Genomic DNA, 13,615 nt, shown 5'->3' with positions numbered 1-13,615 from the left:
CCGCGTCTCTTGGCGCACTCCTACGTTTTGCATTTGTAGAAGAGGTCAGTTGGTTAAATTTTAAAAGTTTTTTGCACGCCCATTCTCATGTAGCGATGCTGGGTTGGGTATACATGGCCCTTTTTGCTTTGCTTACCACCGCTTTTGTTTCCTCTTCCAAGGTAGATCAACGTGCCTACAACGCTTTGTTTTGGGTTACCCAAATAAGTGTGGTTGGGATGTTGATCAGCTTCCCTTTACAAGGGTATGGTAGCGTATCTATTGCTTTTTCTTGCCTGCATATTATTTGTTCCTATGTCTTTGTAGCTTGGCTTTGGGCTGATCTTCCCAAAGGGAAATCTTTTGCCGTTTTACTTTTGAAAACAGCTATTGCTTTTATGGTAATTTCTACCATCGCCATTTGGGCGATGGGGCCGATTATGGCTACCTCTCTCAAGGGCTCTGCGTTCTATTATATGGCTGTTCAGTTTTATCTGCATTTTCAATTCAATGGATGGTTTCTATTTGGCGCATTAGCGCTATTGTTTAAAGTACTTGAAGATCAGAATTTGATGATTGATCCCAAAAAACAAAATTACTTTTTGGGGTTACTTGTTTTGTCCAGCTTGTTGACTTATGCACTGGCATTAGCTTGGGCGGCACCTGAAACATCTATTTTTCTGGCCAATAGTTTAGGGGTTATTGTACAGCTATCGGCTTTAGTTGTACTAGTATTTTTACTTAGGCCTCACTATAGCTCGCTAGAAAGATTTTTTTCAAAGGCAGCCTTCCGTTTATTAATCATTGCCGGTGTCTCATTTGCAGGAAAAGTCTGTATCCAGGCATTGGTAGTTGTACCCTTTGTAGCCGAAGCCGCATACACTATTCGGAATTACGTTATTGGTTTCATTCACCTCGTCTTATTGGGCGCAATTTCCTTTTCATTACTTGCGCTTGCTGGTAAATTTCAGCTGTTGCAAACCCAAAGTAACTACGCACGTTGGGGGATGATTATACTAGTGTTAGGTTTTATTTTTAGTGAAATACTTTTGTTTCTTCAGGGAACAATGTTCTGGGCTACGCTCGGATTTATGCCATATTATTACGAATTCCTATTTGGGGCCAGCTTTCTTATTCCTCTAGGAGTGTTAATTTTTCTTTTAAGCCAAGTGAAGGAGCTGAATTCGCCTAAAATTTAATCAATTCTTTTTATAGGTACAGACAGTACTATACTCTGTCAGCTACGAGACGAATCTCTCACTTCTCTTACTAAAATTTAAGAGTGGTTTTTTATTCTTAGTGCTAGTGTTGCCATTTTACCTATGCTAAGTAGGCTTTTTACAAGTAATTAAGCGTTTCTGATGGGAAATCAGAAACCTGACTTTTGTTAAATAACATCTTCGGTTCTATGCTTTTAAGCATTACTTTTGCTTGAGAATGTTAGGAGAGAAAGTTCTAAAATATGGTTGCCAAGGCAACAATGCTTTTTTGTACGTGCTTAATTTCTTAACATTGTGGACTTTTTCGGACCGGTGATCGGTTCGTCTAGGAATTAGCAAATGTCAAAAACAGGATTATATGAAACGTTCTTTACTGTTTTTCACACTATTGCTGTTTAGTGTATCCTTCCTCGCTGCCCAATCCGCTTCGTTAAGCGGAAAAGTTGTAGACAGGGGGAATAAAGAGCCGATTTTATTCGGTACTGTATCACTTTATCAGAATGGTGTACTTAAGTCCGGAACTGAAACGGACTTCGACGGGAACTACAATTTCGCAAATTTAGATCCCGGAACTTATGAGGTTCGATTTGGTTACCTCGGATATCAAACCGCCACGGTTACTGGCGTTCAGGTTTTTGCCGGAAAGGCAATTAAATTGGACGGAGAAATCGCTGAAGAGGGAGTTTTGCTGGATATCGGAGCAACTGTAACTGCTTATCGGGTACCGCTGGTAGAACAAGATAATACCACCCAGGGTGGTACGCTTACCTCCGACCAGATTCGTAGCCTTCCTACACGTAACATTAATGCCCTGGCGGCGACCACTGCTGGTCTGTCTACCGCTGATGAAGGGGATGCTGTGAATGTACGTGGATCACGTAACGATGCAACCAACTATTACGTGGACGGTGTTCGGGTACAGGGTAACTTAATCCCTGAATCGGAAATCGATCAACTCCAGGTTATTACTGGTGGGGTAGAAGCTCGTTATGGAGACGTAACAGGTGGTATCATTTCGATTACTACCAAAGGCCCTTCTGATAAATTTTCAGGAGGTATTGAAGCGGAAACGTCTCAATATCTTGACCCTTACGACAACAGCCTGTTAGGGATTAACTTATCTGGCCCTATTCTTCGTAATAAAAAGGGCGTTTCTGTCCTTGGATTCCGGGTTGCTGGCCGTTATACTTATCGCTTGGATGATGACCCATCTGCCGTGCCTGTGTATCGGGTAAAGGATGATGTCCTTGCAGAATTGGAGGCTAATCCAGTGATTATTAAAGGAGGTACTCCTTTTGTAGCAGCTGACTTTTTAACGAATGACGATGTTGATGGGCTGGATGTTCGTCCTTTTGAAGAGCAAACATTAGCTAACTTCAATGCTAAGTTGGATGCGCGCTTTAGCGATGCAATTGACGTAACATTGAGTGGTACTTACTTTAATGGTGAGGACATGCAGACGCCAAATGAAAACAGCTCTACGGGTGCAAGTTGGCGTACATTGAACTCTCACAATAACCCTACCCGTGTTGATACCGACTACCGGGTTAACTTCCGCTTCCGTCACCGCCTTGGTGGTGCTGTGAGTGGAGAAGGCGATGATCGTAAAGTGTCAACCGTACAGAATGCCATGTATACCTTACAGGGTAGCTACGAGAACGAGACTTTTGAGATCAAAGATCCTCGCCATGGTGATGACTATTTCGCTTACGGTCATGTGGGTACTTTCGATGTAGATTATATTCCAGTATTTGAACAAGATTTCGATACGCTTGGTAATCGCTTCTTGAATCACGTGGATTACCGAGAGGTATTACGCAATTATGATACCGGCAACAGTTCTAACCCCGTATTAGCCAATTATAATAATCCACTTGGTTTGGCTATTGGAGAAGGACTGAATGCAGAACAGCCTGGCTACGTTGTACAAGGAATTTTAGGAGAAAACAACAATGTTAATATCGATAACCTGTACGCTATCAATGGTCGGGTAAACGATATCTTTAACAACTCTTGGGGTTTTCACTCGAATGTAGGTTCTATTTACAACCGCGCGCTTCAGCAGGATAATGATGTAACGATTTTCAACGCTAGTGCTTCTTTTGATTTAGTGCCTGGTGGTTCTGAGAAAGGTCGTCATAACATCCAGTTGGGTATTGTTTATGAAGGCCGTGTTAATCGTTCTTACGATGTACGTGACCCTCGTCGTCTTTGGACAGCTGCCCGTCAGAATGCGAATGCTCACATTCAGGGTATCGACCGTGAAAATGCAGATACGCTTGGTTTATACAGTCAGTTGTATGATGCAGAAGGTTTACCTGATCCGTTTTTTGATGCTAATATCCTTAGCCTGACACTTCAGAACCCTGAAAATGCTCGTTTTTACCGCGCTATTCGGGAGTCGTTAGGTGTTGGCTTGGATGAATACGTGAATATCGACGGACTTACACCAGACCAGTTGAGCTTGTCTATGTTCTCTGCAAAAGAATTGAACGATCAGTTCATTCTTGACTACTATGGATATGATTACCTAGGTAATGAATTTGATGGTACTTTCGAAGACTTCTTTACTGCGGTTGACGCGGAAGGTATTCGTACTTTCCCTGTAGCTGCTGCACGACCACTATATACGTCGGCTTATATTCAGGATAAGTTTACTTTCCGGGATATCATCTTCCGTTTAGGTGTACGTATTGACCGCTACGATGCGAATACTAAAGTTTTACAGGATCCTTATTCGTTGTACTCTATTCAAGGTGCAGAAGATTTCCATAATAACTTTGGTGGTTCAGCTCCTGGTAACATCGGTTCTGACTTCCGTGTTTATACGGAAAATGACAATGGTGAAACGGTACAAGCCTACCGTGATGGTGATAACTGGTACAAAGCAGATGGTACTCCTGTAAATGGAGCAAATGAAATTGAAGGTATCCGTACCGGTCTTGTATTTCCTAAATACCAGGACCCTGGTGCCCATGAGTCTAATTACATTAAGAGTGAAGAGTTCAACCCTGAGTCTTCCTTTAAGGATTACGAGGTACAGTTTAACGTGATGCCACGTTTGGCGTTTTCGTTCCCTATCTCTGATAAGGCCAACTTCTTTGCTCACTATGATGTATTGGTTCAGCGCCCTAACAGTAGCACCATTGCTACGGCACTTGATTACTTCTACTTTGTAGAGCGTACCGGTAGCCAAACCTTTAGTAACGCTAGCCTACGTCCAGAACGTACGGTAGATTACGAAGTAGGTTTCCAGCAAGCATTAACGCAGTCTTCTGCGATTAAGATCTCTGCTTACTACAAGGAAATGCGGGATATGATCCAGCTGCGTACCTTCTTCCCTGTTCCTATCGTAGGTCAGTACACGACTTTTGACAACCAGGATTTTGGTACCGTAAAAGGTTTCTCTTTTGGTTATGATTTGCGTCGTACTCGTAACTTGACCCTGAATGCTAACTATACTTTACAGTTTGCTGATGGTACGGGGTCTGATACAGAATCACAGCGTGGTTTAACCAACCGTGGTAACCTACGGACTTTGTTCCCACTGAACTTTGACGAGCGTCACCGTTTCAACCTGGTTGCTGATTACCGTTTCCCACAGGAAAGTGGGCCACGTGTTGCTGGTGCTTACATCTTAGCGAATGCAGGTATTAACTTCCAGGCCGTAGCGGTTTCTGGTCGTCCTTACACGGCAAAGCAAGTAGCGCAGGAATTAGGTGGAGTAGGAACGATTGGTGCTATCAATGGTTCTCGTAAGCCTTGGAATACAACGATCAATATGCGTATTGATAAGAACTTCGACATTGGTGATAAACTAGGTTTGAATGTTTACTTGCGTATTTCCAACGTGTTGGATACTCGTAACATTATCAATGTATACTCTGTTACTGGTGACCCAGAAGATGATGGCTTCCTTCGTTCTTCTTTCGGGCAGGATCAGATCGAGTCGATTTCAGGATCACAGCGTGAGATTGAAGCATACCTTGCTTCTTACCAGTGGCGCCTGTTGAACTCTGATTTCTACAGCTTGCCACGTCGTCTCTTCATTGGAGCGATCATGGACTTCTAAATCAAATTCCCGAAAGCAGGTGTACGCAGGTATAGTTGCTTTCGGGAACATTGTGCGCTCCGTAAGGGCGCTCTTATAAAATGCTAAATAAATTTTATTATGCGTATTTCTAACTCATGGCTAATGACCCTGCTGGGCTTGTGTATGACACTGGCACTACAGGCACATGTCGGTCCCACTCGGGACGGCCGTCCAGTAAATACGCCCTCAGATCAGGTATCGTTCCGGAATAACTGTGATAATGCAGTAACCCAGATCGATCAGCAGATCAATAATGTACGGGCGCGTTTAACTACTGGTGGCGATGTTTGGTGGGATGGTAACGATGGACGTTACATTGTTCCTAAACCCCCTCCGGGCGTACCGGAAATTTCTTCCATTTTTGCCGGTGCTGTTTGGCTAGGTGGTAAAGATCCCGGTGGTAACCTAAAGGTAGCTGCTCAGACCTATGGTCGTGGTAGTGGTGATTTTGATTTCTATCCTGGACCGCTTAATCCCGGTGATGATGACTACGAAGGTGGTCCTTTGGCAGATCCTAACCGTGGTACGATTGGTCGCGATACCTGTGCCCAGTGGGATAAGTTCTTTGTAGTCAGTGGTGCAAACATTGAAGCACACGTACGTGAATGGCGTAAAGCTGAAGCATTGGGCGAAACTTCTCTTGATCCAGAAACTATCCCTGAGGATATTCTTGGCTGGCCAGCAAAAGGTAACCGTTTCTTTGAAGATATTCACCAGTTTCAACTGCCGAATACATTGCAAGGATTAGCTGGTTTCTGGGATGTTGGAGTTGATGGCGAATATAACCCAGACGAAGGTGATTATCCTATTATCGAGATTCGCGGCTGTCTGGACAAAGAGCCACAGTCTAATCCTGATGAAATGATCTTCTGGATCTACAATGATGCAGGTAACGATCACCGGGAAACTGGTTCTCCAAATAAAATTCAGATGGAGGTACAGGTGCAAGCCTTTGCTTACCAAACGAATGATGATATCAACAGTATGACCTTCCAGCGTTTTAAGCTGATCAACCGTGCAATTGAGCAGATTGACAGTACTTATTTCGCGATGTGGGTAGACCCTGATTTGGGCTGTTATACTGATGATTATGTAGGTTGTGATGTAGGCCGTAGTTTGGCTTATGTTTACAATGCTGACCAATTAGATGGTACCAATGGTTGTACTTGTGACCAGGGTGTCAACACTTATTGTGATGAGGTGCCGATTTTAGGTATTGATTATTTCCGTGGGCCATTGGATGAAATGGGTAACGAATTAGGTATGTCCTCTTTTACCTATTATAACAACGGTGCGGGGGTTCCTACACCTGCTCCGGGAACCACGGATCCTAATACACCACAGGAATACTACAACTATCTATCAGGCCGCTGGCGTGATGGTACCCCTTTCACTTTTGGTGGCGATGCTTACCAGGAAGGTGGTCCTGCTATTCCTTACGCTTTCGTCGATCCTCCCAACGAAAATGGAGGTTGGTCGATGTGTGAAGAAGGTTTACCTGTAGGTGACCGTCGTACCATTCAGGCTTCTGGTCAGTTTACGCTGTTTCCAGGTGCTGTAAATGAGTTGATCGTCGGTGTTGTTTGGGTTCCAGACCAGGCTTACCCATGTCCGAGCCTTTCTCGTCTACAGAAGGCAGATGATGTAGCTCAGGATTTATTTGATGCTTGTTTTGAAATCACGCGTGGCCCTGATGCACCAGATGTAGATTGGGTAGAGCTTGATCGCGAAATTATTGCAGTATTCTCTAACGATACGCTTAGCTCAAACAACCGCTTTGAGGAATACCAGGAGCAAGGCTTGGGTATTAGCGATGGATTTGATAGTCTTTACCGTTTTGAAGGATACAAGTTGTATCAGTTCTCTGGCCCTAATGTGTCACTAGCTGATGTTGAAGATCCGGAAAAAGTTCGCTTGGTATACCAGGTAGATAAGCAGAATGGTATTGAGAAGATTTTCAACTGGGAAGCACTTAGCCCAGAAGATAATCAGACACCAACAGAAGATGTTTACTTCGTTCCTGCATTGAAAGTTAATGGCGAGAACCAAGGTATTCGTCACACCTTCAAAATCACGGAGGATCAGTTTTCAGAAGGTGATCGTCGTTTAGTGAACCATAAAAAGTACTACTTCACGGCAGTTGCATACGCTTACAATAACTACCTGGAGTTTGATCCTACCCGTCAGGGGGATCGTGGCCAGGAGACGCCTTACCTCGAAGGTGACCGGAATATTGGAGATGCAGATAATGGTTTCTATACCGTAATCCCTCGTAAAATTCTGGATCGTAACCTTCAAGCGCAGTATGGAGACGGACCTGTTATTACTCGTATTGATGGAGAAGGAACAGGAACTAATTTCCTAGATATCAATGAGGAAACTCGTACGGAGATAGAAAAACTGATTCAGGAAGATAATTCCGATAGTTTCTCTGGCGAGGTTACTTACAAAGGAGGTTTCGGCCCAATTAATGTACAAGTCTTTAACCCACTAGAGGTTATTGATGGCGAATACGAGTTAACATTTACAGATGACAACCTTGCAAATGACGAGCTAGATTCGCCTGCATTCTGGACGCTTCGTAGCCTTACTGATGCTGCAGCTCCTGTAATTACAGCTGAAAAATCCATTGAAGACGTTAATGAGCAAATCATTCGTCAGTTTGGGTTCTCTGTAACGATTGCTCAGGTTGCTGAACCAGGTTCTGCACCTTATGATATCGAATCTAATGGTGCTCGTGGTTACGCTGAAGAATACCTAGATCCAGATGCAAGCCCATGGCTTTTTGGTATCAGAGATAACTTGCCTATTACAACAGGTAACCCTGTAGTAGATGCAGTAATCTTCGATTTCATGGCCACGACTAATTCTACCGATGAGGACTTTGATCTTGACCCTAACCAGTCACTGTCTGGTATTGGTAATGGATTTATTGTGCCTTACCTTCTTACAAACTGGCGCGATACTGAAGCAGGTATCCCTTACTTGACACCAGCTTGGGTAAATTCAGCTAATAGTAACAATATTGTTCGTAACCAGACTGATCTGTCAGAGTTGAACAACATTGACATCGTCTTTACAAGTGATAAGTCACTTTGGAGTCGTTGTGTTATTGTTGAAACCATGAACCCTGCATACGAAGATGCTGGCTTTTTCTCGGAAGGTGAACGCAATATGTTTGACTTGCGTGACAAGCCTTCTGTAAGTAAAGAAGAAGGTGCTGATGGCTTACCTGCGGTAGATACCAATGCTCCGGCAGGAGAAGAAAACGGTATGGGCTGGTTCCCTGGCTATGCTATTGACGTAGAAACAGGTGAGCGTTTGAATATTTTCTTCGGTGAGAACTCTGTATACAACGGGTCATTAGGATTCGGTCCATCTAACGGTGGTGATATGATGTTCAACCCTGATGATAACTTCTTTGTACCTACACCGGGTGGTGGAGTATCTCCATTCAACTACGCAGTAGGTGGACAGCACTTCATTTACGTTACAAAGCAACCTTATGATCGTTGTGCTCAGCTTTTGGAGCGCCTCGGTGATGGTAGCCCATTACGTAAGGTACTGGTCATGAAAGAGATCACTTGGGCTGGTATGATCGTTGGGGCTCCAGGAGGTGCTCAGATGACTTCTTACGCAGACGGCTTGATTCCTAGTGATGTGATCGTTAAGCTACGTGTAGATAATTCTTACGCAGTGAAAACTGGAACGGGTGAATTTAATGGTTACCCTACCTATCGTTTCAAGCTGGAAGGTAAAGAGGCTACTGAACTAGACGAAATTGGTTTGAATGAAGCACTTCAGTCAATCAATGTAGTTCCTAACCCTTACTACGGATTCTCTCAGTATGAGGATTCTCAGTTTGAGAATGTTGTTAAGGTTTCTAACCTTCCAAGCAAATGTACGGTTACGATTTACTCGTTGGATGGGAAGTTCATCCGCAAGTATGATCGCGACGAGGTTGGAGCCCGCCCTGATAGTCCTAACCGGGCTATTGAGTTGGCACAGGTCAACCCTGATCTGGAATGGGATCTTAAAAACTTCCGCGGTATTCCAATTGCCAGTGGTGTCTATCTGATTCACGTTAGTGCTCCTGGACTAGGAGAGCGAACCCTTAAGTGGTTTGGTGTGAATCGTCAGTTTGACCCCTCCGGTTTATAAGAAATCAGTTGGCGTCTGGTTTTTATAAACCAGACGCCCTCTAACTGATTGATTAGAAGCGGAATCTCCCTTTTAAGGGTTTTAAAAGATTAAGCAATACGCTCCTCAGAAGTGAGGAAATTGCTACATCCAAAAACAAAGTGCCAGGTTTTATAACTTGGGACTTCATTAATCTACGGTAATGAAAAGATCATTATACCTATTTCATCTTTGCCTTTTCCTAACAGCCTCCCTCTGGGCGGGTAACCCTGATCGCCAGGGTGAAGCTGGAGCAGTGCAGTTACTGCTCAACCCTTGGGCGAGCAGTGCTGGCCTACATTCGATGAATACATCGTTTGTAAGAGGGGTAGAGGCTATTCGGGTTAATCCTGCTGGAATGGCCCGTGTTAACAAAACAGAGTTTTCACTCGGTAGTGCTAACTATTTGCAGGGCGCTGATATTCAACTTAATGCACTGGGGCTTACCCAGAAGGTTGGCGAAAATAGCGCTTTTGGCTTCAGTCTTATGTCCGTTAATTTCGGAGATATCTTGGTAACAACCACTGAATTGCCTGATCCTGATCCTGATGGACCTACCTACAATATCAACTTCTTCAACATTGGCCTTTCTTATGCTCACGTTTTCGAGAACAAAGTATCGGTTGGTGTTACCCTTCGGGGGGTCTCAGAGTCTACCTCTGATGTATCTTCTTTTGGTTTCGCAGTTGATGCTGGAGTACAATATGTAACCGGAGACGATGACAACTTCAAGTTTGGCATTGCTTTACGTAATGTTGGCTCTCGGATGTCATTTACTGGCCAAGGCTTGGCAACTAACGCACAGGCGGCTGATGGTGATGCTTACAACTTGACTTTGTCTCAGCGTTCTGCTGGTTTCGAACTGCCTTCGATGTTGAATATTGGAGCTAGCTACGATTTCTTGATCGCAGAAGGTACTCATCGCCTAACAGCGCTGGGTAACTTTACAGCTAACTCCTTCTCTCGGGACCAAATAGGTGTTGGGGTAGAGTATGCACTGAAAGAGCGTTTCATGTTGCGTGGAGCCTATAAAGTAGAAGTTGATGCTGATGTGACGCAGGAATCTGTTTACACTGGCCCTAGTGCTGGAGCGAGTATCAGTGTGCCTTTAAGCAAAGAACGTAAGAGCAACACGCTCTCCATTGACTATGCTTACCGGACAACTAAAGTTTGGGACGGTACACATAACTTTGGTATCCGTATCAATTTATAGACAGCTATTCTCAAGGCTGTTTTTATCGTCACTGAATACACCTCTTGCGCGGCAACGCCTTTTTTCGTAACTTTGACGATGTAAAAGACAAGAACGTTTTCACCCTGTCTGTGAAAGCGTTCTTGTTTTTTTGTCTGTAGTAACAGACATCAAAACCTCTTTCCAACTTTGAGCCGAAGAAGAAGTAGGTATACCCGCAAGCTTAGCAGGGTAATAGTTTGGATAGGGATACTATTAATCGTAAAGACAAAGTCTGCGACTTGCTAGTGATGTTCTTTCACTGGCAATACGAGGTTTTGGTCTCTATAAAAAATATGCTGATCATTTGGATAGAGAATATCTGTTGATATGGTCAGGGATAAAAAATAGATGTTTATGTCAAAAGTAAGTTATCTGACCCCAGAAGGGTATGAGCGGTTGAAAGCCGAGTTAGAAGAATTAAAAACCACAGGTCGTTCGGAAGTTGCAGCAGCAATCGCAGAAGCACGTGAAAAAGGCGATTTGTCAGAAAATGCTGAGTACGATGCTGCAAAAGAAGCACAAGGCTTGCTGGAAATGAAGATCAATGAACTGGACAAAGTGATGGCCACGGCCCGCGTATTGGACAGTAGTCAGCTAGATACTTCACAAGTAACGGTTCTCTCTAAAGTTACAATCAAGAACCTGAAGCTGAAAAAAGAAATGACCTACCACCTTGTTTCAGAAAGTGAAGCTGATTTGAAAACAGGAAAGATATCTGTAAGCTCTCCAATAGGTAAAGGGCTCTTAGGAAAGAAAGTTGGAGACATTGCTTCAGTGGAGACACCTCGAGGCAGTATTGAGTTTGAAATTTTAAATATCACCATCTAATTACCTTTTTCGGATGTCAAGTATCTTCACAAAGATTATTAGTGGGGAAATTCCTTGCTACAAAATAGCAGAGACAGCGGATTTTCTGGCTTTTTTGGATATTCGTCCCCGTACGGAAGGGCACACCTTGGTTATTCCTAAAGCAGAAGTCGATTATATTTTTGATTTAGCCCCTTCTACTTATACCGCATTATGGGATTTTGCCCGAAAGGTAGCTGCTGGCGTAGAGGCAGTCGTTCCTTGTGAGCGTATAGGTGTTGCAGTGATTGGATTGGAAGTGCCTCACACGCATATTCATTTAGTGCCAATAAATAAAGTGGGAGATATCAACTTTGAGCGCCCTCCGGTAGCCGTTGATGAGGATAATTATCAGGCATTAGCTGCCAAGATAGCGGCTGCTATTAAGATTTAACTCTGTTCGGATTATCTTTAAGAAAGGCTTCCCAGCCTTGGTGACGTTTACCGGAACCAAGGCTGTTCTTTGTTTGGTAGTAGTGGCATAGCGCAGCACCAAGGGCATCTGTAGCATCTAAAAGTTGCTTGCTTAGGTCTATTTTTAATTCTTGCTCAAGCATTGCAGCTACCTGCTCTTTAGAGGCGTTGCCATTGCCTGTGATAGATTGTTTTATTTTTCGAGGAGCATATTCCTGTATGGTAAGGCCGCTGGTCATAGCTGCAGCAATAGCTACTCCTTGAGCCCTGCCAAGTTTCAACATGGATTGGGCATTTTTGCCATAAAAGGGAGCTTCTATCGCCATCTCCTGAGGTTTATGATTGAAAATGACCTGCTTGAGCCGTTCAAAAATACGTTGTAGCCGTTCTTCGTGGCTAGGTAGTTTACTCAGGTGGATAACTCCCATTTCCAGCACCCGGAGTTTTTTGTCATCTACCTCTACTACGGCAAAGCCAAGTACAGTTGTTCCAGGGTCGACACCTAGTAAGCGGTAAGGAGATGATTTGGTTGCTGAAGACTTGGCCATAGTGTAGCTCGAAGACAAGTTTAAAGGCTGCTGATTGAGCCATTGTGTGACGAATCGCACAAGTTAAACAAAATGTTGAAAATAAAATATTTTGACCACCAAAGAATTGGTAAAAGCTGTTGTTGGATTTTTCTCACCAAGCCGGCGTAGGCAACTACGTAGGATGCTGGGAGTTGGTTTGTTGCTGTTATTATTCTGGCAGATTACACAGGAGGGAAGATTGGAAGATTGGGGGGAGAACATTAAGTCAGCCAGAGAAGATGGGAATCGGCTTGGGTATCTTTTTCTAGCATTGGGTTTAATGCCGCTTAATTGGCTGTTGGAAACGGCTAAATGGAGGCAGCTCTTACTTACAGATTGGCGACCCGGTTGGATATCTTCGTTAAAGGCGGTACTTGCAGGAATAAGTGTTTCTTTAGCTACCCCCAATCGAATTGGAGAGTATGGTGGCCGTGCTATATTAGCTCCTGCCTCCCAAACTGCTAATGTTGTTTTTAGCTCCTTGATTGGAAGTCTTTGCCAATGGGTGGTATTTTTGGCTTGTGGGTGGCCTGCTTTATGGTTAATTCTTGGTGCTTATTACAAATGGCCTCTGTGGTTGAAATGGGGGGTAAGTTGGAGTGTACCTCTGATCTTGGTGGTGCTTATTGGCTTATTGACGCAGCCATGGTTGGCAAGCTGGTGGAAGTCAAAGATTGTTAAATACCGGTGGTGGCGTTGGCTTAGGAAAAAAATAGGCGAAGGAAGACCACTTGGTTATCAGGAGATCATTTTGGCAATGGTATTTGCACTGTTGCGTTTCTGGGTATATTCTTTTCAATATTTATTATTGTTATGGTTTTTTAAGCTGCCTTTAAGTTTTGAGCAAGGGATGCAGGGTGTTTTTAGCATCTATTTAATACAAGCGGGTATACCACTCCCTCCTGGCTTCAGCGTTATAACACGTAGTGAGCTGGCTTTGCTGGTATGGGGGAGTGAAACATTAGCACCTTTAAGTATTGTAAGTGCTACTTTTACCTTGTATATTATCAACTTGGTCATTCCTGCTTTATTTGGGGCCTTGCTGATTTTGAATAAAAAGGGTAAAGGGTAAATATGTTGA

The 13,615-nt window shown here is 43.7% G+C and carries 8 protein-coding genes; 7 read left to right on the top strand and 1 reads right to left on the bottom strand.

The genetic code is table 11. From position 1 onward, the window contains the following. Positions 1 to 356: 356 nt before the first annotated feature. From ACRBG0_RS09790 to ACRBG0_RS09765, 6 genes are all read left to right on the top strand, one after another. Positions 357 to 1,178, top strand: a complete 822-nt coding sequence (locus ACRBG0_RS09790) for a hypothetical protein (RefSeq protein WP_431486716.1) — start codon at positions 357 to 359, stop codon at positions 1,176 to 1,178. A 379-nt stretch (positions 1,179 to 1,557) separates the two neighbouring features. Next, positions 1,558 to 5,271, top strand: coding sequence for a carboxypeptidase regulatory-like domain-containing protein (locus ACRBG0_RS09785; RefSeq protein ID WP_431486715.1), 3,714 nt, complete (start codon positions 1,558 to 1,560; stop codon positions 5,269 to 5,271). A 99-nt stretch (positions 5,272 to 5,370) separates the two neighbouring features. Next, the gene (locus tag ACRBG0_RS09780) at positions 5,371 to 9,453 is read left to right on the top strand and encodes a hypothetical protein (RefSeq protein WP_431486714.1); all 4,083 of its coding nucleotides are present in this window, start codon (positions 5,371 to 5,373) and stop codon (positions 9,451 to 9,453) included. Between the two features lie 181 nt (positions 9,454 to 9,634). Then, a complete protein-coding gene (locus ACRBG0_RS09775) occupies positions 9,635 to 10,684 on the top strand; it encodes a PorV/PorQ family protein (RefSeq protein ID WP_431486713.1) in 1,050 nt (349 codons plus the stop codon). Between the two features lie 375 nt (positions 10,685 to 11,059). Continuing rightward, positions 11,060 to 11,533, top strand: coding sequence for a transcription elongation factor GreA (greA, locus tag ACRBG0_RS09770; RefSeq protein WP_020538297.1), 474 nt, complete (start codon positions 11,060 to 11,062; stop codon positions 11,531 to 11,533). A 13-nt stretch (positions 11,534 to 11,546) separates the two neighbouring features. Further along, a complete protein-coding gene (locus tag ACRBG0_RS09765) occupies positions 11,547 to 11,945 on the top strand; it encodes an HIT family protein (protein WP_431486712.1) in 399 nt (132 codons plus the stop codon). Here ACRBG0_RS09765 and ruvC read toward each other — a convergent pair. Further along, the gene (ruvC, locus tag ACRBG0_RS09760; protein ID WP_431486711.1) at positions 11,935 to 12,513 is read right to left on the bottom strand and encodes a crossover junction endodeoxyribonuclease RuvC; all 579 of its coding nucleotides are present in this window, start codon (positions 12,511 to 12,513) and stop codon (positions 11,935 to 11,937) included. The genes ACRBG0_RS09765 and ruvC overlap by 11 nt on opposite strands. 91 nt (positions 12,514 to 12,604) lie before the next feature. Between ruvC and ACRBG0_RS09755 the strand changes: the two genes are divergently transcribed. Further along, positions 12,605 to 13,606 (top strand): hypothetical protein, encoded by a 1,002-nt coding sequence (locus ACRBG0_RS09755; RefSeq protein ID WP_431486710.1) that lies wholly within the window; start codon positions 12,605 to 12,607, stop codon positions 13,604 to 13,606. The last annotated feature ends 9 nt before the right edge of the window (positions 13,607 to 13,615 follow it).

This window comes from Lewinella sp., assembly GCF_050633125.1.
Lineage (GTDB): Bacteria > Bacteroidota > Bacteroidia > Chitinophagales > Saprospiraceae > Lewinella.
This window is presented reverse-complemented; position numbering and strand designations above follow the sequence as displayed.